General features: G+C 73.7%; 10 protein-coding genes. 8 read left to right on the top strand and 2 right to left on the bottom strand.

Features of this window, described 5'->3' with window-relative positions; translation table 11 throughout:
• The first annotated feature begins 235 nt into the window (after nt 1-235).
• From ACWCPF_RS38140 to ACWCPF_RS38110, 7 genes are all read left to right on the top strand, one after another.
• Complete coding sequence (locus ACWCPF_RS38140; RefSeq protein ID WP_451049719.1) at nt 236-2,926, top strand: DUF6603 domain-containing protein; 2,691 nt, start codon at nt 236-238, stop codon at nt 2,924-2,926.
• Entirely contained in the window at nt 2,923-6,453 is a 3,531-nt protein-coding gene (locus ACWCPF_RS38135; RefSeq protein WP_451049718.1) for a hypothetical protein, read from the top strand. The genes ACWCPF_RS38140 and ACWCPF_RS38135 overlap by 4 nt, the downstream gene beginning before the upstream one ends.
• A gap of 57 nt (nt 6,454-6,510) precedes the next feature.
• Entirely contained in the window at nt 6,511-11,139 is a 4,629-nt protein-coding gene (locus tag ACWCPF_RS38130) for a hypothetical protein (protein ID WP_451049717.1), read from the top strand.
• Between the two features lie 2 nt (nt 11,140-11,141).
• On the top strand, nt 11,142-12,860 hold the full coding sequence (locus ACWCPF_RS38125; RefSeq protein WP_451049716.1) for a hypothetical protein: 1,719 nt from the start codon (nt 11,142-11,144) through the stop codon (nt 12,858-12,860).
• Nucleotides 12,857-13,819, top strand: coding sequence for a WD40 repeat domain-containing protein (locus tag ACWCPF_RS38120; RefSeq protein WP_451049715.1), 963 nt, complete (start codon nt 12,857-12,859; stop codon nt 13,817-13,819). Before ACWCPF_RS38125 ends, ACWCPF_RS38120 begins: the two co-directional genes overlap by 4 nt.
• Before the next feature lie 71 nt (nt 13,820-13,890).
• Nucleotides 13,891-16,371: a peptidoglycan-binding protein gene (locus ACWCPF_RS38115; protein ID WP_451049714.1), complete on the top strand. Its 2,481-nt coding sequence runs from the start codon at nt 13,891-13,893 to the stop codon at nt 16,369-16,371.
• A 49-nt stretch (nt 16,372-16,420) separates the two neighbouring features.
• Entirely contained in the window at nt 16,421-18,280 is a 1,860-nt protein-coding gene (locus ACWCPF_RS38110; RefSeq protein WP_451049713.1) for a M64 family metallopeptidase, read from the top strand.
• 916 nt (nt 18,281-19,196) lie between these two features.
• Here ACWCPF_RS38110 and ACWCPF_RS38105 read toward each other — a convergent pair.
• Entirely contained in the window at nt 19,197-19,973 is a 777-nt protein-coding gene (locus ACWCPF_RS38105; protein WP_451049712.1) for a hypothetical protein, read from the bottom strand.
• 193 nt (nt 19,974-20,166) lie between these two features.
• Between ACWCPF_RS38105 and ACWCPF_RS38100 the strand changes: the two genes are divergently transcribed.
• The gene (locus ACWCPF_RS38100) at nt 20,167-20,562 is read left to right on the top strand and encodes a hypothetical protein (protein ID WP_451049711.1); all 396 of its coding nucleotides are present in this window, start codon (nt 20,167-20,169) and stop codon (nt 20,560-20,562) included.
• Here ACWCPF_RS38100 and ACWCPF_RS38095 read toward each other — a convergent pair whose 3' ends face one another.
• Nucleotides 20,563-21,345: a hypothetical protein gene (locus ACWCPF_RS38095; protein ID WP_451049710.1), complete on the bottom strand. Its 783-nt coding sequence runs from the start codon at nt 21,343-21,345 to the stop codon at nt 20,563-20,565. It abuts the gene before it with no gap.
• Nucleotides 21,346-22,003: the final 658 nt, after the last annotated feature.

Here is a 22,003-nt window from a genome sequence, read left to right as displayed (position 1 = left end):
GCCGCAGGACACGCCTCATTTCACCCGTGCCGCCCAACGTCGTGGACGCCCGAGCGCGGGGCTTCGCGCCGGGGGAGCAATTGCGCTGATCCGGCCGGGTGATCCCGGCGTTTCCGGGTTGCAGCGGCGACCGGCCGACGCGGATAGTCGTGCGTCGGGCGCGTGGCCGGCGGCCCTGTGCCGGGCTGCCGGGCCCCCAGTAAGGAGCCGTCGTGCCGCAAGCGGGTGGGATTCCATGAGCGGGACCGTCGCCGCACTCGCCGGGCAGCTGCGCAGCGCGCTGGGCGGAGTTCTGCCCGCTCTGGCCGCCCTCGACGACACGCACAGGCGCGCGAAGCTGGCGGAGGCGCTCGGGCTTCCGGGAGCGCAGCTGAGTCCCGGCGCCCTGCTGTCCCGCCTCGGCGCGCCGGACGCCGACCAGGCAGGAGACCTGTGGCCCGGGCTGCTGGCACTGCTCGCCGGCGCAGCCGACGGGGCGGTACCCGACTGGACGTTCACCGTTGCGGATGTCCTCGCGGTGACCGCGGACGACGTCCAGGTGCTGGGCGAGACGCTACCGGCCGACGGCACGATCACCTTCTCCCTGCACCTGGGGCCGCTCCGGCTCGCCGACGTCCTCCACGTGCGCCAGGACATCGACCTGGTCCTCACCGCGCCCCCGGCCGGCCAGGCCGCGGCCGCGTGGCTGCGGCTCGCCGTGCGCGGCGTGCGGCTCACGCTGCCGACGGACCCGCTGATCCGTCTGCTCGCACCGGGCGGGCCGGTCCTGGAAGGCGATGTCGAGGCCCGGTTCGACGCGCAGGGCGCCCGCTTCGGGGGAGGGGGGAAGAACGGCGTGTCCCTGCCGCTGCGGAGCGCGCCGCCGGGACTGCGCGCGCCCACCCTGTACCTGGCGCCGGCGCCCGCATCGGGGGCCGGCCGAGGACTGCGGTTCACCGCGGCCTTCGGCGCCTCCCTGCTGGGGCTCGCCGACGGCACCGTCGACGGCATCGGCAGCGAGCTGACCCCGGGAGGCGCGGCCACGCCGGTCCCTCCGACCGGTCTGGGACTGAGCCTGTCGGTGGGGCCCGCGCGGGGCCGTGGCTTCCTCGAACGGCGGGGCGACGAGTACCGGGGCGCCTTGGAACTCGCCCTCGGCGTGGTGGAGGTGCGGGCCTTCGCCATCCTGCGGCCGCAGCAGCCGGCCCTGCTCGTCGCGCTCAGCGCCCACTTCACCCCGGCGATCGAACTCGGCCTCGCCTTCACCCTCAACGCCGTCGGCGGCATCGTCGGCATCGGCCACGCCATCGACCGGGCAGGCCTGGGAGCGGCCGTGCAGTCGGGCCATCTCGATCGGGTGCTGTTCCCCGACGATGCGGCGCGGGCCGCGGCGCAGATCCTGGACACCCTCGCCTCGGTGTTCCCCGCCCGACGGGGCGCCGTGGTCGTCGGGCCGATCCTCCGGCTGGGCTGGGGGCGCCCGTTCTCGTTCGTGACCGCGGACCTCGGGATCGTCCTGGACCTGTCCGGCGGGGACATCGCCCTGCTCGGCCGGCTCAGGGTCGCGCTGCCCGCGCCCGAGGCGCCGATTCTCGACCTCAAGGCGTCCGTGGCGGGCTTCGTGGACTCCGGCGCCGGCCTGGTGGAACTGGTCGGCGACCTCGCCGGATCCCGGCTGCTGACCGCCGGCATCGACGGCGGGATCGCGGTACGGCTCCAGACCGGCTCCGGCACCGCGTTCGTCCTCAGCGCCGGCGGGTTCCACCCGGGCTTTCCCGTGCCCGCGGGGTTCCCCGTGCCCCGGCGGCTGTCCCTCACCATCGCCGACTCCCCGACCCTGCGCATCGTCTTCAGCGGGTACTTCGCCGTCACCCCCGGCACGGTCCAAGCCGGCGCCACGCTGAACGTCGTCGTCGGCACCCGCGACACCGGGGTCAGCGGACAGCTCGGCTTCGACGCGCTGCTGCGCTGGGAGCCCAGCTTCGGGGTCGTGCTCGACCTGCACGGCTCCTTCCACCTTCGCTTCGACGGCCTGAGCCTGTGCTCCGTCGGCCTGCGGGTCCGCGTCGAGGGGCCGACGCCCTGCTGGCACGTCGCCGGCCGGGCCTCCGTCTCCCTGTTCTTCGTCGACGTCGACTTCCCGTTCGACGAGCACTGGGGCTGCACCGCGGTGGCCGCGGCCCCGCCGGCGCCCGACATCGCGCTGCTCCTGGAACGGGAACTCGACAACCCCCGCAGCTGGGAGCCGGTCCTGCCCGAAGGCGCCACGGGCCTGGCGGTGCTGCGCCGCGACACGGTGGGCGAGAGCGCCCGGCTGCTGCACCCCCTCGGCAGGCTCCGTTTCAGCCAGCGCGTGGTCCCCCTGGAACTGAAGGTGACCCGGTTCGGCCCCGGCCGGCTCCCGACTCCGACGGCCTACAAGGTGACCGTGCGCTTCGCCACGGGTCCGGCCGTCGACTCGCCCGTCCAGGAACAGTTCGCCCGGGCGGACTTCTTCGACCTCACCGACGACGAGAAGCTCACCCAGCCCGCCTTCGAAGCCCTGCGCTCCGGCAGCGAGCTGACCCCGCCCGCCGACGGGCCGGCCGTTCCCCGCCGTACCGTGGACGTCCGTTACGAGACCAAATGGATCGGCAAGAGCGGCGAACCGCAGCAGGGCGCCTCCTGGCTGCTCGGCGCCGACCACCTGGCAGCCGCGCTGCTGCACGGCGCGGTCGCGACGAGCGCGATCCGCGGCGACCGGATCCGGTACCACGGCCCGCCCGTGAAGGCGGCCCTGAAACCCGTCATGTTCGCCGTCGCCCGCGCGGGCACCCTCACCGAAGCCGGGCTGCTGCGCAAGGCCACCTTCACCGAGGCGGCCCTGCAGTTCGACGCCCCGTCCGGGCGCACCGCGCTGCTCCACGTCATCCCCGCCCACGAGCTCAAGACGGTGGTCACACCATGACCCGGTACGCCTTCTCCTCCTGGGACCGGTCGGGAGCCGCGGCCTCCCTGACGGACGTCGACGACCTGCACCGCATCACCCCCGTGCGCGGCGACCTCGCAGCCGTCGCCCTCGTCGACGGGCGTCCCGAACGGCCCGTGCCCATGCACCTGTACGGACCCGGGGACGTACGCTCCCTCGACGTGCGGCAGATCGTACGGAGGTATCCACTGCCCGGTACCCCCGACGCCGAGACCACCAGGTTCCCGATGGTGGAGTTCGACCGCACCGACCTGCCCTGGCTGTTCACCCCGCTGGCCGCGGCGCCCGGCGGTGAACTGAGGCCGTGGCTTGCGCTGGTCTGCGTGCCCGTCCGCAGCGCGCGTCCGCAGCGGGAGGCCGGGCGGCCGCTGCCCGTGCTGCGGGTGTCCGGCCGCGAACTCCCCGATCCCGACCACCTGCACCTGTGGGCGCACGCGCAGACGATCGTCGGGCACGAGGACGACGACCGGACCTCCGTCTCCCGGCTGCTGGCTCCGCGACGGCTGCTGCCGCACACCGCGTACGCGGCCTGCCTGGTGCCCTCGTTCGAGGCCGGGCGGCGCGCCGGGCACAACGAGACCGGGGGAGACCTCTCACCTGCCTGGAAGGCGGATCCGGCCGTCGAGTCCGACCTGCCGGTGTACCACTCGTGGACCTTCTCCACCGGTGAGGCGGGCGACTTCGAGAGCCTCGTCGACCGCCTCCGGTGCCGGTCCGTCGACGGAGCCGGCCGTAGGCCGATGGACATCAGCAGGCCGAGGCCGCAGGACCCGGGGCCCGGGCAGCTCGTGCAGAAGGTCGAGAGCGCGCTGTGCAGCCCGCACCTCGACCCCCGCGAACCCTGGCCCGTCGACGCGCCCAGCAGCCAGTGGCGGACGTCGCTCGCCGCCTCCCTCGTCGGCCTGCACAGCGACGACAGCGACGAGGACCCGGAGGTGGCCCCGCCGCTGTACGGAGGGTTCCACGCGCTCGCCGACAAGGCCCTACTCGGGTCGCCGGGCTGGCTCGGCACGCTCAATCTGGACCCGCGCTGGCGCGTGGCCGCGGGCCTGGGCACCCGGTCCGCCCAACGCGAACAGGAACAGCTGATGGCTTCCGCCTGGACCCAGCTGGCCGGCGCGCGGGAAGTCAACCGCTTCCTCGACCTGGCCCGGCTGGCCAAGCTGGTCGGCGCCCGGCTGCACGAGCGGCACGTACAGCCGCTCAGCACCGACGAGTTCCTGCACCTCGTGGCGCCGCTGCGCAGCCGCAGCCTCGTCGGCGCGGCCACCCTGGCGCACACGGTGCACGCGAGCAGCCTGCCGAACGCCATGGCCACCACCACCTTCCGGCGCGCCGTCCGCCCCCTGGGGCTGCTCAGCCGGCGCGTCGCGCTGGTGAACCCGCAGGCGGACCCGTCGCACGCGGTTCGGCCCTTCACCACCGCGATGACGGCGCTGGCCGCGGCCGGGGAAGGGCTGGCCACCGTGCCCCGCCGCCCCGACGGAACCCTCGCCTTCGCCGTCGCACCGGAACGCGTCGTCGGCGCGGACCGGTTGCCCGCCGTCCTGGCCGCCTTCGGCGCGTCGGCGGCCGCGGCGCCCGCCTGGAAGAGCCTGGGCGCGGAGGCGCTCCGGCACGCCGAGGTCCGCGACCTCTCCGCCGGGCAGCTCGGCGCCCTGCCGGCCATGCGGCCCGACGTGCTCGACGCCGTCTTCCGGCTCGGCTCGGTACGGGAGATCGAAGTGCCGGCCGCGTTCCTCGCCGACACGAAGCTGACCCCCCGGGGCACCCTGGTCTTCCCGTCCGGCCGCGTCGCCCCCGTCGGACTGCTGACCGCCGCGGGCGGCACCGCAGCCACCACCGGCTTCAAGGGCATGTGGTCCGGCCACTGGGGCCCCACGGCCAGTACCGGCGGCCCGTGGACGGGACAGGCACACGGGACGTTCGGCCCCGGCGGCATCGGCCCGGGCACCTGGCGGGGCGTGTTCACCGGCAGGTACGTGTCGAACGGCCCGGGCACGCGCGACGGCGTCTGGCACCTCGTCTTCACCGGCACCTGGCAGACCCCCGACGACGAGGGCACCTGGCAGGGCGTCGCCGCAGGCGTCTGGGACGACCCGGCAGACGTCTCCCAAGGCGCGTTCCACGGCGCCTGGCGCTCACCGACCGCCTTCGGCGTCTTCCACGGAGCCTGCCCCGGCGTCTGGGACTGGGACCACACCACCAGCGAGGGGACCTGGCGCGCCGACTGCTCCGGCGGCTGGCACCGCCTGCCGGAGGGCTCCCCGCCGCCCGGCGAGGTGTGGACGCCGGACCGGCTCGGCGAGATCCTCGGCGGCTGGCAGCAAGGCGACGGGATCACCCTGGGCGACCTCTTCGGGCAGGACGGCCTGGCCCACCTCGGCGAACGGCTCCCCGCGCCCGCCGTTCTCGGCCTGACCCCGGGCGACACCCACGGCATGGCCGTGGACGCCCAGGAACAGTCCGTCCGCCCCGCCGACCTGCCGCCCGTGCCGCCCCGCGACCCCTTCCCGGCGCCCGAGGCCCACACCGCCGTCACCGAACAGATCCACCCGCACACGAGCGTGGACACCGTCGTCGCCGCCCGCGTCGAACGCCCCGAAGGCGGCGCCGGCACCGCCCCCGTCCAGTGGGCGCCCCACTTCCCCGACGCCATGTGGCGGCCGCTGGCCGCCCAGTCCACCGAGTGGATGCTCGCCGGCCTGAACAAGGTGCCCCCGGACAGCGCGGCGCTCGTCGTCACCAACCCCCAGTTCGTCGCCTCGTACATGACCGGCCTCAACCACGAGTTCGCCCGCGAACTGCGCTGGCGCGAATACCCCACCGACCAGCGCGGCACCTACTTCGACTGCTTCTGGGGCATCGGCACCGAGATGCCGAAGCTGCACGAGTGGACCGCCGGCGCCCCGCTCGGCAGCCATCTGACCGTCCCCGCCGACCGGGTCGTCCTCCTCCTGCGCAGCGCGCTCCTGCGCCGCTACCCCGGCGCGCTCGTCTACGCAGCGCCGCTCCAGGCGCCCACCGCCCCCGGGGCCGCGAGAGAACCCGACGAGGCCCAGGCACGCCAGCCGCTCTTCCGCGGCGTCCTGGACCCCGACACCGCCTTCATCGGCTTCGACCTCGGGATCGCAGAGATCGTCGACCACGACTGGTGCTTCGTCATCGCCGAACAGCCCACCGAACCGCGCTTCGGCCTCGACGACCCCACCGACGAGGTCCTCGCGAGCCCCCCGCCGCCAGGCCTGTGGGGCCGCCCCTACCGCGCGCCCGCCGACACCGATCCGCCCACCGACGCCGACGACTGGAACAACCTCGACTGGAGCCACTTCTTCGGCTCGTTCGAGGACCTCGACCGCGCCACACACGCCCCGGGGGACCGCCGCGCCAACGTCGCCCTCCCCGACCTCGTCTGGGGCGACGCCGGCGCCGCGGGCATCGCCCGGCAGTGCTTCCAGCAGCCCGTACGCGTGGTCATGCCCGCCGAGCGGCTGCTGCGCCCCTAGCGCGTCCGATCCGGGAGACAGGCCCGCACCCGCACCGACCTCAGGGAGACAGACCGGATGACTGACCTCGCACCGCTGCGCGCGGCCGTCGCCGAGGCCGAGCAGCGACGCACCGGTCTCGGCCCCGAAGCCACCCCCGCGCAACGCCGCGCCGCGTACGAGGAGGCCCGGGCCGCCCACCGCGCCCTGCACGAGGCCCTGCGCACGTTCACCGCCGTGACCGACGTGGACGAACTGCTCGCCCGGCTCGATCCCGAGGTGCCGCTCATGCTCGCGCCGGTGCGCCTGGAGACCCGGCTGCGGCCCGCCGGCGGCCCGGCCGACAGCCTCGACGTACGGATCTTCCCGGACGACGTCCACATCGACAGCCACGAACCCCTGCCCACCGAAGGCGAGGTCCAGCAGGGCAAGCGGTACTGGCGCACCGTTTTCCGCGCCGGGCGCACCGAGAACGCGGCCGGAGACCGGGACCGCATCAGGCTCGGCGCCTGGGAGCAACTGCGCGGAGCGCTCGGCGCCGCCCGAGCCCGCCGGATCGCCGCCCTGCTGGCCCCCACCGCCGACGACCGCCCCGAACTGCCCCTGGCCGAGAGCGAGACGGGCCCCGAACCGGCCTGGCCCGCCGACGTGACCACCCGCTCCCGCGGCTGGGACCGGGCGGCCACCGCCTCCACCCTGCCCGACCAGTTCCTCGTCCAGGCCTTCCAGCGCACCCCCGACGGCGAGATCCTCGTCGGCGAGAAACGAGGCGCGGCCGTACCGGACACCGTCCAGGTCGGCCCGGACCCCGACGCCCCGGCCGCCCCGCCCGGAGCGGACGACGCCGGCCCACCGATCGAACCGGGCCTGCGCTGGCTCACGGACTTCGCCGCCGCGCGCGAAGACGGCCTCGCCGTCACCGTCCCCCTCGACAGAACCGGCTACGACCCGCAACGCCGCCCGCTGCTCTCCCGCGTCATCGCCTTCGGAGTCTCCGCCTCCCTGGACCCGCAGAGCTCCGCGGAGCGGGTGGCCCGGCTGCTCACCGGACGGGCCCGCGACGGACAAGCCGCGTTCGTCGCCCAGGGCACCCCCACCAACAACGTCCCGCAGGCCCGCCGGCCCGCGGAGCCGCCCCCCGACGTGGACGCCCTGCTGCCCGCGGCACCGGCCCCCGCGCCCGACCCGTGGGCCAACGCCGCCCGCCTCGCCACCGCTCTCGGCATCCCCGAGACCGCGGCCGCCGAACTGCCCGGCGGCGCCGAACCGGAACAGGCCGACGCGCGCGCCCTCCAACTGGCCCTGTGGAGCGCCACCGGAGACTTCTTCCTCGACCAGCTCATGGAGAGCGACAGCCACACCCAGGAGACGGGCATCGACCTGGACTGGCTGCGCCTGCACCAAGCGGACCTCGTACGCGCCCGCGGCCCGCTGCCCGCCCTGCGCCTCGGCAAGCAGCCGTACGGTGTGCTGCCCCTGACGGTCATGCACCGCTGGCAGCCCGACCCGCAGGCCGACCGGGAACGCGGCCAACTCGCCGGACTGCACCGCGTACTGACCACCCTGCGCCCCTTCTGGCACGTCGGCGTCGAAACCCTGCCCCGGGTCGGCGGGCCCGACCAGCCCGACGACACCCTTCCCCTACCGAAGCCCGAACGCGACGTCCTGCGCGCCCTGGGCCTCGCCGCAGTGTCGAGATCGGTCGACGTACGCGACGTACGGGGCGCCCTCAACGCCTGCTACACCAACCGCCTCCTGGGCCTGGTGCCCGACTGCGGCACCGGACCCGAGACCCGGCTGTCCGCCGCCCTGAACCGGGCCCTGGGCCTGGACTACGAGCCCGTCGTCTCCCACCACCAGAACGCACCGCGCCCCAGCCGCCTGTGGCTGCCCGCCGCCCGCCTGACCGAACTGCCCGAAGGCGCCGACCCCGTCGCCGATCTCGCCGCGTTCCTGGAGGGGGTGGTCGACCGCTTCGAGCTCATCCACCTCCTGGTACGCCCCACCCGGGCCCGCACCCTCCTCGAAGCGCTGCTGCGGCACACCGCCAACCTGGAGTACGGCCACGCCGCCGCAGCGGCCGCGCACTCCGCACAGCTCGTGAAGGCCAACCGGCTGCGCTTCGCCGAGGTCATGCTGTCGTCCGGGGCAGCGCAGACGCTCGCCTCCCAGGCCGGCCTCAAACTCAAGCCGTTCGCCATGAAGTCCACCCTGGGCCTGGCCATGCCCGCCGCCGGCGCCGACGCGCACACCGTGCACGACGCCGTCGACGCCGAGCGCGCCCTGCTCGCCCCCGCCGTCGCCGACGCCGTCCGCAAGGACCGGGGCATCCTGCGGCCCCTCGACCTCGAACGCCCGTGGAGCGTCCGGCTGGCCGAGATCGACGCCGCCCTGCGCTACCTCGCCACCCGCGTCCACGCCTGGCACCAAGCGGGCGAGGACCCGTTCACCGTCATCGAACGGCTGCTGGGCGAGTGCCTCGACCTCGCCTCGCACCGCCTCGACGCCTGGATCACCTCGCTGGCCACCGTGCGCCTCCAGGCCATGCGGGCCGACGGCCGGCGGCCCACGGGCATCCAACTCGGGGCCTACGGCTGGGTGCAGGACCTCTCACCTCAGGAGGGCCGCCGCAGCGAAGGCTTCGTACTGGCACCGTCGCTGGCGCAGGCCGCCACGGCCGCCGTCCTGCACAGCGGATACCTGTCCCACCCCTCGGACCCCGGCGCGTTCGCCGTGAACCTGACCTCCGGCCGCATGCGCGCCGCCATGGCCGTCCTGGACGGCGTACGCCAGGGCCAGCCCGTGGGGGCGCTGCTCGGCTACCGCCTGGAACGGAGGCTGCACGAAGCGCGGGAGAACACCTCCGGACTCCTGGAACTCGACCGGGTCATCGCCCCGCTGCGCGCCCGGTGGCCGCTGCGCGCCCCGCACCACCCGGCCCCCGGCGCCCAGGGCTTCGTCGCGGCGCACGACGTCACCGACGGGGCCGCCGTGGGCGAGCTGTCCGTCGCCGCCGCGATGAGCCTGCTGGAGGGCGGCATCACGCCGCCCCTGGACCCGGACCGGGAGCAACCCGCCGTCCGGGCCGCACTGGAGGCCCTGCACGAGGACATCGACGCGGTCAGCGACCTGCTCCTCGCCGAAAGCGTGCACCAGCTCGCCCAAGGCAACTCCGACCGGGCGGGCGCCACCCTCAGCAGCCTCGCCGCGGGCGGCCAGGCCCCGCCCCGCCCGGAGTTCCTCGACACACCCGCCCAGGGCACGCCCGTCACCCACCGCGTCCTGCTCGTCGTCCCGGAGAACACGCCGCCGGCGGCCGACTGGGACGGCCCGGGCCGCCGCGAGCGGCCCCGCGCCGCGGCCGAACCCCGGCTCGACGCCTGGGCGGGCCACCAGCTGGGCCGGACCGACCGCATTCGGCTCCGCGCCGCCTGGCGGCGGCCCGGCCACGCCGCCCCGGTCGCGACCCGCACCCACCCCTGGCCCCTCACCGGTCACTGCGCCCTGGACGTCCTCGCCCTCGCCGCCGCCGGAGACCTGCGCCCCGCCCTCGGCCAGGCGCTCACCGCACACCGGCCCGACGACCTGCCGAGCGACGCCGTCGCCGAACTCCTCGACGGGCGCGGCGCCGGCTGGCCGCGCTCGACGGTCTCCCTGCAGGAGTTCGAGGCGCTCGCCGGCGCCGTCGCCGCCGTCCTCGCCACCGGCCGGCCCGGCGCGCCCGCCGACCTCGCGCCCGCCGCCGGCCCGCCCGAACAGGTCCTGGACGAGACGGAACTGCGCGGCCGCGCCCAGCGCACGCTCGACACACTGGACGACGCCGCACAGGCCGGGGACCTGCAACGGCTCGCCGCACACGGCATCGTCGTACCGGCCTCGGCCGCCGACGACGACCCGGCCGCCCGCACGAAGGCCGCCGTCCAGGAGGCCGGCGCCCGGCTCGACCTCGCACGACGAGCCCTGGCCCTTACCGGCCCGCAGGCCGCCGTGGAAGCCCTGCGGGAAATCTTCGGACCCGGCTTCCGCGCCGTCGGCCTCGGCACCGCACCGGCCGCACTCGCAGCCTCCTTCGGACCCGGCCTCGACCGCGGCGGCACGGACGGCACCATCCCGCGGGACTGGCTCGAACGCGCCGCCACCGCCCGCCCCGGCGCCGCCGCCCTCGCCGACCTGCTCGTCCACGGCGAAGCGACCGGCACCGGCGGGGACTTCGTCCTGCGCATCGGACAGACCCCCTTCACCCCCGGCGACCGGTGGGTCGGCGCCCGCCGCACGGACGAGCCGCCCCCCGCCACCGGCCTCGCCGTCCACGGCCGCCCCACCGCCGACCCCGCGGAGCCCGCCGCCGTCCTCGTGATCGACGAATGGACCGAACTCATCCCCGCCCAGCGGAACACGGCAGGGGTGTCCTTCCACTACGACGCCCCCGGCGCCCGCGCCCCGCACGCCGTCCTCCTCGCCGTGCCACCGGTCGTGGGCAGCCCCTGGACGGCCGGACTGCTCAGCGAAACCGTGCGCGAGGCCCTCGACCTCACCGGGCTGCGCCTGGTGGACCTCCAGGCCCTCGGCTGGGTCGGCCGCTATCTGCCCGGCGTCTACCTGCCCCAGGAATCGCTCGGCGCCCTCCCCGGCATCGCGCTCCTGGAAGCCATGAAGTCCCACATCTCCAAGGGCGCCATGACCAAGATCAGAGACCAGGAGGCCTGAGCATGGCCGACGACAAGGCGGTCTTCGCCCACTTCCACCGCATCGAGCCCAACGTCCGGCCGCAGGGCACCGGGGGACAGCTCGACGAAGCCCTGGAAGCCCGGATCGCCGACCCGCTGTTCCTGCTGGCCCGCCAATGGCAGCTGGCCGAGTTCCACGGCGAGGACGGCGGCTCGCCCGTCGGCTGTTCCGTGTCCACGGCGGCGGCCGCCGTGGACCGGTTCCGGCCCGGTGACACCGGCCCCGCCACGGCCTGTCCGCCCGGCGTCCCCCTCGACTACCTCGTCGAGGCGGGCCGCGACCCGGATCCCGCGGACCGCGAACTGCCGCTGCGCGCCGCCGCACGGGCCGGACTGCGCTTCCTCGGCCTGCTCCGCGCGCTGCCCGCCGCAGTCCGGGACTCCGTCACCGACCAGGCCCTGGCCGAGTTCCCCCTCGTCGACCCTCCCGCCCAGGAAGAGCCCGACGCCGGGCCGCACGCGGACCCGGCCGGGCAGGCGCTCGCCCAAGCCCTGCTCGCCCGGGCCCCGCACGGCGGCAGACTCGCCCGCGCACTGGCCACCGGCTGGCACCCGACCGGTCTCGGCACGGCCCACCTGAACGCCTTCGAGCAGGCCGCGACCGCATGGCGCGCCTGGTTCGCCGCCGAGCACACCCCGCCGACCCGCTCCAGCTGGGTACGCGACCGCCTCGAACACCACTTCGCCGTCGAGGCCTCCCACGGCAGCCGACGCATCACCCTGACCGCGCCCGAGTACCCGGGCGGCGGAGTCGAGAGCTACCACTTCGACATCGACGCCGAAGCCACCGCCCCCACGGACCCGCACCCCGCCACCCGCACCCTCCTGCCCACCCGCGCCACCTACCCCGGCATGCCCGCCGAACGCTGGTGGGAGTTCGAGGACACCACCGTCAACCTGCCCTCCGTCGACGCCGGCCCCACCGACCTCGCCCGGCTGCTGCTCGTGGAGTTCGCCAACGTCTACGGCAACAACCACTGGGTGGTGCCGCTGGAGCTGGACGTGGGCCATGTGCACGCCGTCACCGACCTCACCGTCGTGGACACCTTCGGCGAGCGTCTCAGCCTCGACGCCGCAGGCGACGAGCACTGGTCCCTGTTCCGGCCCGGCACCGCCGGCACCGGCCGTCCCGGCCCCGCCGTGCTGCCGCTGCTGCCCCGGGCGGCGGCCCGGCTCGAAGGCCCAGCGGTCGAAGAAGTGCTGTTCGTACGCGACGAGATGAGCAACCTCGCCTGGGCGGTCGAACGCACGGTGCAGAGCGCGACCGGAAGACCGCGCTCGCGCGCCGACGAGACCCCCGCCGCCGCCCCGCCCGCCCCTTCCGACGTCCCCGGCGCCCTCATGTACCAACTGGAGACGGCCGTGCCCTACCACTGGATCCCCCTGGTACCCGTACCGCTGGAACCCGGCTCGGCCGCCGTCCGGTTCCGGCGCGGCAGGATGACCCTGCCCACCGCACACGGAACCCTGCACACCCAGGCACGCGGCCGCCTGCTCGAACCGGAGGTCCCCCGCGTGTACTTCCGGGACGAGGAGATCCCACGCTCCGGTGTCACCGCCGGCCGGATCCCCGCCACCGCCCGCGGCCACGACGGCCGCCACTACTCCTGGACCGGGCGCCGCGCCCGGTCCGGACAGGGCGAGGGCGCTTCGGGGCTGGAATTCGACGGCGTGCTCCCGGCGAAGGAGACCACCGAGTGAACCACGGTCAAGGCGCGGTGACCGCCCTCGCGCTCACCCAGGGCGAGACCGAGCTCGTCAGCGCGGACGGCGCCGGCCGGCTCCTGCGCTGGCGCCGCGAGACCGGCGAGGCCCTCTGCCCACTGCTCGTCGCCCATCGGAGCAGCATCTGGGCGATGCTGCTCACGCCCGACGACGCCGAGATCGTCACGGCGGGCAGCGACGGCACCGTGAACCGCCGGCACCGCACGACCTCGATCTCGGCGGCCGACCCCGTCCCGGCCCACGGCGACTGGATCCTCGCGCTGCGCACGGCGCAGAACGGCTCCGAACTCCTCACCGCCGGCTACGACGGCACGGTACGACGCTGGAAGCGGGCCGACGGCACCTCCCTCGCCGACCCGCTGACCGCCCACGACGGGCCGGTCCGCGCCATGGCCCTGACCCCCGACGAACGGGCCGTCGCCACCGCCGGCGACGACGGGGCGGTCCGCCTCTGGGATCGCGAGAGTGCCGAACTCCTGGCCCGGTTCGGCGGCCACACCGGCCCCGTACCCGCCCTCGCCGTCTCCGCCGACGGCGGCGAGATCGTCACCGGCGGGCGGGACGGCACGGTGCGTCGCTGGGACCGCGCGATCGGCGGCCCGATCGGCGCCCCTCTCGTGGCCGGCGCGCCCGTCCACGTCCTCGCACTGACCGCGGACGGCGAGATCGTCGCGGGCTGCGACGACGGGACCGTACGCCGCTGGCGGCGGGCCGACGCCGGGCCCGTCGGCGCACCCCTGGAGACCGGCCACATGAGCGTCTGGGCGATCACCGTCACTGCCGACGGCAGGGAGATCATCACCGGAGGCTGGGACGGCTTCATCCGCCGCTGGGCGCGCGATCCGGCCGAGCCGGGAAACCTGCGGCAGGCCCGCAACCGGTCCCGGATCGTGGCCGCGCCGCGCCTGCTGATCCGCGGCGCCACGCCGTTCTGACGCACCGTTGCTCTGACCCTTCGCCGCACGACCCTCCGTCCCCACGACCGCCCGACAGCGGGGAGCAACCGATGGCCGACATCCAGATCGACACCTCGCGCCTCACCGTGCCGTCGTTCGGCGTTCCCGAGGCGGGCCTCGGCCCGGTCGACGGCTCGAAGAGCCCGCCGCCCACCCTGACGCTCCCAGCACCCGGCACCTACCACCTGCGGCAGGACCCCGCACCCGCCTCCGACGTCGTCTTCTCCGTGGCCGCCGACGGCACGCTCGACTTCGACGCCGCCCTCGACGGCATCGCCGAGGGACGGGGCACCCGCCTTCTCACCCTCCACGGGCTGCACGTCCGCGTGGACGGGACCGCTCTCGACCACGACCTCACGCTGGAGGCCGGCAAGAGGCCCCTGAAGTCGGACCGGCCCCACGACCTGTCCCTCCTTCCGTGCGGCCGGTACCGCCTCGGCGGAGGAAACGGCAAGCTGGACTTCGCCGTGGCCGTCGACGGCTCGGTCCACACCGCTGCGGACACCGCCGGCTACGCCTCCACGTCCGGCAACACCCTCACGGTCCACGGCCGCACGATCCGCATCGACGGCACGGCGTTGTCGCACGACCTGCTGCCCCTCGGCCTGGCCCGCCCCGCGGAATGGCTTCCCCGAGCTGCCGTGAACGAACTGACGGTGCTTCCGGCAGCCGGATACGGCTTCCAGACAGGGGCGGGGATCGTCGCGGACTTCCGGTACGGCGTGGACCGTGCGGGACGTGTCACGGTGGGCCAGGAGTTCTCCGGCTTCGCCGCAGCCGACGGCAGCACGCTGCTGCTACAGGGGTGCGCCGTCCGCATCGACGGCACGGCGCTGTCGCACGACCTGCTGCCGCTGGGTCTGGCCCGCCCGTCCGAGTGGCTTCCGAGAGCCACCGTGAACGAACTCACCCTTCTCCCGGCGGACTTCTACGGCTTCCAGCCAGGGCCGGGAGTCGTCGCGGACTTCCACTACGGCGTCGACCGGGACGGGCACGTCTTCGTGGCCTCTCAGTACGCGGGCTGCGCCGCGGGCGTCGGCGGCACGCTCGCGTTGGGCGGATACCCCGTCGTCATCGACACGAACGACGCGGACAGCGACCTCGTGGGGATCAGCAACATCCAGACGAGCAGCCCCGGACCCCCGCCCTTCCGGCGCGGCAGCCGCGAGGCCGAGTTCGTGCTCCTGCCCGCCGCCGGCTACGTCCCCCGGACGACGAAGGGCGTCTTCAGGAGAGGGTTCGACGTCGAGCGGGACGGCACCCTCGCCTTCCCGTATTCGGTCGCGGGCCGCTACGCCGTCAGCCCGCCCACCTCGCCCAATCCGTCGGAGGAGGGGCAGGAAGTCGTCCTCGGCACGTTCGTGCGCCCCACCGACCCGGATGCCACGGACCCCGCCGGGCCGCAGGGCACGGTCACGTTCTCCCTCCAGGGCGGCCCCCTCCTCGGGACCGCCGAACCGGACCAGCAGGGGCGGGCGGCCCTCACCACGAGCGCGCTGCCGCTCGGCGAGAGCGTCATCGTCGTCGAATACGCGGGCGCCGGGGCTTTCGCGCCCGCGGCGACGACCGTCCGCCACCATGTGATCCCACGGCTGGGCGAGCCCCTCGCGGACGCCGCCCTGCCCGAGGTCCTGGAGTGGGCCCTGCTGCCCGTACTCGCCCGGATGGCCGATCCGCACGCCGTCGACGGCCACGTCAAGCTGGCCCAGTGTCTGCTGAACGCCGTCGGGGTCGCGCAGCCCGCACTCGTCGTCGACGGCAACTTCGGAGTCCTCACCCTCGCCGCCGTACAGGCGTTCCGCTCGGGCCCGCTCCTCACCCCCGGGGACGAGGTCGACACGCCCGTCTGGTTCGCGCTCGCCGTGGCCGCCCCCTTCCCGCTACTGGAACCCGGCCCCCGCCTGCCGCCCATGAAGGGCCCGCCGGTGGCCCTCGTACAGCAGCTGCTCAACCGGAAGGGCGCCGAACCGCAGCTCGACACGGACGGCACGTACGGGCCGACCACCGAGGCGGCCGTACGCGACTTCCAGGCGGCCCACGGCCTCACCACCACCGGAACCATGACCCCCGAGACGTGGTCCGCACTCGCCGGCTCGCCGCCCGACCCGGACCCCACCCCCGCCGAACCCAGGGCCATGCGCCTGACGTTCTCCTACGACGGCGCGGACTGGGCCGCGGGCGGCCCGGTCGTGCGGTTCGTCTCCCGCCAAGACCTGGAGATGACCGCCCCGCGCGGTGCCGACCCCGACGACTCGCCCGAGGGGCGTTCCGGATTCTGGTACGAGGTCCGCGACGCCGCGGGCCGGGTGCTCTACCGGCGCAGCCGCCATCGGCCGATCGAGGTGGTCCGGGAGGTCCCGCACCCCGAGGACGGTCTGTCCACCGTGCCGATCGACAGTCCTCGGGGCGCCTTCGAACTGGTGGCGCCGGTACTGCCCGAAGGCGCCTCCGTCGTGCTGTTCAGCAGCCCGCCGAGCCCCGGAAGACTGACCGAACCGGCGTCCGAGATCTTCTCCCTGCCCCTCGCCTAGCGCATCGCCCCGGCCTGACGACCCGCATGGTCCGACCGAAGGAGTGCCCGTGAAGGTCGTCGAGTTCGCCCTCGGTGACATCAGCCGAGTCGCCCACGGCTGGACCGTCGCCGTGGTGCCCGAGGGTTATACGCAAGCCGACCTGAAAGACGGGCTGTTCGACGCCGACGTGGCGAAGTTCGTCAAGAGGCTGCTCGTGAGCGCGCCGTTCTCCCGGCCCGAGCTGCGCCCGCTGCTGAACGTGGTCATGGTCCGCAAGGCCTCGGCACACAGCGGGGAGGACATCCGGCTGCTCACGCCCGCGCCCGCCGTATCCCCGTTCGGCACGGCGTTCGACGCCCTCTTCGGCCGTGACACCTTCCAGGGCGCGCAGATCGAACGCGTCCTCTACGGGGACTCCGCCAAGGTGATCAAGTTCGTGCGGGACCAGCCCGGCCTTCGCCCGGTGAGCCACTTCCTCGTCATCGTCAACAACACGGACATCTACGGCGGATCCATGCATGCCGAAGTGGGCTGGTTCAGCAAGAACCGAGACTCCTGGCCGGACGTGGCCCTCCACGAACTCGGGCACCAGGCCTTCGGGCTCGCCGACGAGTATCCCTACACGCGCGGCTGGGACGACCCCGTGTCCGTGTTCCCGGCCGTCGCGCCGGAGCCCGAGGAACCCAACGTCACCAAGGTGAAAAACGCCGTCAAGATCAAGTGGTCCGACCTCCTCACCGTGCCTGCGTGGCAGGTGCCCACCACGGTGACCAGCACGCCGTGCACGCGCGAACACCGCGTCATCGCCGACCCCGATCCACCGATCCCCGCCGGCGCCGTCGGCGCCTACGAGGGCGCGTACAACTACGACTGCGACGTCTTCCGGCCGTCCCTGCAGTGCCGCATGCGCGAGAGCACCGATCCGTTCTGCCGGGTGTGCGAGACGAGGGCACGTCTGGACATCGGACGCCACCTGCTCCTCCTGAGCCAAACCACCCCGTGCCCCGCGGGATCCTGGACGCACGTGCAGAGCTTCGTGGCCGCGGCGCACCCACCGCGCATGCTGTCCCACAGCATGGTCACCGGCGCCTACGCGATCTCCCCGGCCATCGGCTACAAAGGCGTGCCCCGCCGCCCCGACGGCACACCGCCCCTCTTGGAGTCCAACCACTCGTTGGGCACAGGGTCCATCGGCACCGGCTGGAGCTCGCTGGTCCCCTTCGAACTTGGCGGGACTCTGCACTTCCTCGGCCACCAGGCCGGATCGGGCGCGCAGGCGATCTTCGCCCTGAACGAGTTCGCGACCGTACTGACCCCCACCCACACCACACCGCCCGGCCACGCCTCGCACACCCACGTGGTGACGCTCGACGTCGCCGGGGCGCCGCACTACATCGGCTACGACTACCTCAGCGGCGACGCAGGGCTCTTCCGCCTCGACAGCGCCACCGCCGCCCCCGTACCCGTCAACACCATGCAGTGGGGACGGGGCCACACGGCCGTCGTGGCCCTGATGATCCGTGGCGAACCCCACGCCATGACCTACCGCATGCACACCGGCGAGGTGATGATCCGCCGCCTCACCCCGACCGGCTTCACGATGGCCTTCGCCTCGCGCTCCGGCTTCTGGAAGCGCGCCATCACGCACGTCGCGCCCCTGGACATCGACCACCAGCCCTACCTGGTGCGGTATTCCGGCGTCGACGGCAGCGCGTACATCCACTACGTGCGCGAGGACGCGACAGGCGTCGACCCGGTGTGCCACGTCCCACCGCCCGGCATCGGCGGCCTGTCGCTCTTCGGGGTGGGCGCCTCGGCCATCGGCCAGGTGGACCTGCCCCACGGCGACGGCAGTCCTGGACGGGACCTGTACTTCTACAACGCCAAGGACCAGTCGCTGAGCATCTCTCCCCTGAACCCGAAGTGAGAGCCGTCAGCCGCGCCGCAACTCCACGCCCGCCAGGGCGACGGTACCGCCCCGGGCCGCACCGGCCGGCGCGGCGAGGGACAGCCGGATGGCCCGTGACGTCGCCGACGCCGACGGGGAACGTCTGCGAGCCGGGCTCGTCGCCCAGACCGAGTCCCTTGTGGACCCTCCGGCCGTCCCGCGCCGTCACCTCCCCGCCGATCCGAGGGCCCGCCCCTGGCGCACATACTCCTGCGGCGACGTCGAGGCCCTCGTTGACCACCGACACGCCGCGTCCGGGCGCGCCCCAACAGCGGTGGCTGATGATGTGGAATCAGGTTTGTCAAGGCTGAGTAGCTACGATGCGACGGCGGTTTCCCTCACGTCCTGCCAGGTGGCGTGATGCACGCGCCTCTGTGTCACTGCACTACCGGGCAGCACGGCCGGACTGTGGTCCGGGCGAGCGCCGCAGTCCGCGCGCGCCGGGATTCGCACGAAGGTCTCGGTCTGGTGCAGGGTGGCGGCCAACTGTGCGTCCGTGGACGCGGACAGCACTGACTGGCCGAAGCGGTAGAACGGCAGTGCGACATCACCATCGCGGGATCAATCGGCAGTTGCGATGATTGGTCGAGGCCGGGCGCGCATGCCTATCAACTTCGAGGCACACAGTTTTCTCGCAGACCCTTGCAGCAATCACCCGCGAGTACGGAGCGATTTCAGTCAATTCCAGAACGAGCCACGACGGGTGGCGCGGTCGTCACGGCCACGCCCACGTGCCGAGAAACTCTCACCTTCTTTGCCTGTGACTATGGGAACGGCAAAGAGAGCACGGGGCTTTGTTCACTTCTAGGGGCAGCGTTTGTCTGCCGGTTTGGGCAGCAGTTGCGGATCCTGGCGCCCGTGAATGTCCCCGAGGATTAGCAGCGCCCTCGGGGTGTCACTGCCCGCCGCGTGGCCGGGTGAGTTCAGCTCCGACCTTGGTCAGCATCTGGCCGAGGAGGTGGAGAGCGCGTGCCCGTGTCGCCACTCCGCGCGCTGTGCCCGTCCAGTAGGCGTCGGTGAGTTTCTCGGTCACCGCGAGGGTCTGGCTGTCGTCTTGGGCGGCCAGCACGAGGACGAACCGCACGTAGTCACCGATGTCGGTGCCCTGGGGGTGCTGGTTCATGAAGGTGCGCAGGCGCGCTGTCAGGGCGGGCAGGGTGCGGTCCGTCGGGAAGACGACTGCGAGGCCGGCGAGGGCCAGCCGAACTGCGGGGCATTCGGCTGGCCAGCGCGACAGCAGATTCGGGGTGTGCAACTGGACTGCGTTGCAGGCCCGGGCCTCGCTGTCGGGATCGGAATGTTGTGGGGTGGCTGGCCAGGTCTGGGCGAGGTGGCGCTCAGCGACGGTGGCGGCGCTGAACAGCAGGTCGACGGCTTGGAACCGGTTCCGGGTGGGAATCCGGTCGTCGACGGCCAGGGCCGCGAGCAGGGCGAGGCCGTCGGCGGTGTCGGGCTGACAGGTGTCCTGGTGGAGGATCTCGTTGTAGAACTCGGCGAGGAAGGTCCGGTCGTCCCAGGCGGGGTCGATCTCTGAGTCGAACAGCATCGCCGCTTGGAGCGGCCTTCGGTCCGGCAGGCGGTCGGCGATGACGTCCCGGAAGAGCTGCCGGATCGGCGGACCACAAGCGGTCGCGTCGTGCTGAGTCTGCTCGGGTGCGGCGTGCGTGTGCATGACCAACGCAGCCTACTGGAGCATGTTGGGCCGATGGCCCGGCGCCTGGAGGGCGGCGGGCCATCGAGGCGGGCAGCGGCAGAGGTCAGCCGGCCTTGGCCGCCTCTTCGGCGCGAGCGCGGGTGCTGGCGAGGCGGTAGGAGTTGGTGAGGGAATCGACCACCCCAGGGGGCGAGCCCTGCTCGCCTACCACATGGGAGCCGCGTACACGGCCCTGCACCGCCACGCCGACGCGGAACGCACTCTGCGCGTCGCGCGTCAGCGGTTCGAAGAACTGGGCGACGGGCCCGACATCACTCTCAACGTCGCGAAGACGTGGCTGCGGTGTGCGGAGGACCGGCGGGCCTGCGGACAGTTCGAGGCCGCGATCGAGGCCCTGGACTCGGCGGCGGTCGGCATGCGGGAGGCGGGTTCCCCGTACTTCCTCGCCGTGGTCCATCTCCTGCGCGGCGACATCCGTACGGACCTGGGCGACGACCGTCTCTCCGCCGACGACTGGGAGTGCGCCCGGCGGCTGTTCGACGAGGCGCGCAGCGGCCGGGCGGCGGAGGCCCGCCGACGATTGGAGGAGAACCCCGCACAGGAGTGATCACAGGACGGTGAGCTCGATCAGCCCCTGGTCGAGGAGGCTGCCCGCGCGGACGGAGATCCGGCCCCGGGCACCGGGGTGGATCGGCTCAGCCGTGGACTGCGCCCAGATGTGAGCCACCGAAGCCGCGACGGCGAAGGACGCCCAGGCCGGGGCCACGGCCCAGCTGCATCGCAGTCGTGTGCCGTCGTCCAGCACGGCGGTACAACTTCGGTCGGCCTCCTCGACGGCGACCATGCGACACCCGGGAAAGCGGTGCGTGAAGTCGGACCACTTCACTTCCGCGGGCGACAGGCCACGCTCCAGGGGCAGCAGGAGCACGTCGGCGGACCGGGGCCAGCGGGGGTCGGGATCGTCAGGGTCGGCGGCGAGGTGTGCCGAGACGAGGTGACGGTCCTGGGTGCGCTGCAGCGCGGCGGGGAAGCGCCGCAGCCACACGGCGGCGTCCTCGGCGCAGACACCTTCCGCGGTCGTCGCGGCGGTGACGAGCGTGGCCGGCAGATGAGGGACTTGGCGCGTGGACGGCTCGGGGGACGGAACGGGTATCGCGCGGGTGGCGGCCGGCTGTGTCGGCTCAGGAAGATCCAGCCACAAGTAGAAGAGTCGTCGCAGCAGGACGGCTGATCTGCCCGGCTCCGACGTCACGCTCTCTCGCAGGGCGGAGAGTTCGGGGTTGTCGGGCTGGGCGTTCGCCGCGTGCAGGAGTTGGGGGAGCAGGGGGTGTGCGGGCGAGAGGCGGGGAAGGAGCGTCCCGAGCCGCCGCATGGGGGAGTCAGGGGCCACGCTGTAGTCGTTGAATGCGCCGAGAACGCATGGAATTCCGAGAGAATGCCCATACATGGTCAATGATCCGTGGTCACCTACAAGGAAATCTGCCGCGCAGAGCGCCGCTTTCCATGTTTCGGTCTCCGGGGCGGGGAGCAGGAGTCCGGATTCGAGCAGAGGGGCGAGCCATTTATGTATTTGCCAGGCTCCGTGAAAGTGCCAGGCATTGGGATGCACGGCGGCGAGCACCCGGAATTCGTCTGCCGGGAGTTCGGCGAGTGCCCGACGCAACACCCCGGCCTGCGGCGTACCCAGTACCGAATCACGTCCCCAGGTCGAGGAGACGACCACAAGCCGCTGGCCGGGGAGCAGGCCCAGTGCCCGCCGGTAGGTCCCCCGGAACGGCAGCCCGGCGTTGAGCTGGTCGAGGCACGGGTCGCCGGCGACGAACGCTCTGGGGACTGCTTCGGGACACCCCTCGGCGAGTCGTTCGAGCTGTTCGGCATGGGACAGCACGATCACCGACGGGACCACACGCCCATCGTGAACAAGCCACTCGCCGGTGAGTCCGAAGGCTCCCGGCTCCCGGCTCCCGGCTCCCGGCTCCCGGCTCCCGGCTCCCGGCTCCCGGCTCCCGGCTCCCGGCTCCCGGCTCCCGGCTCCCGGCTCCCGGCTC

The organism is Streptomyces sp. NPDC001858, from assembly GCF_053594615.1.
The sequence above is the reverse complement of the archived record's forward strand: the minus strand, read 5'-3'. Positions and strand labels throughout refer to the sequence as shown.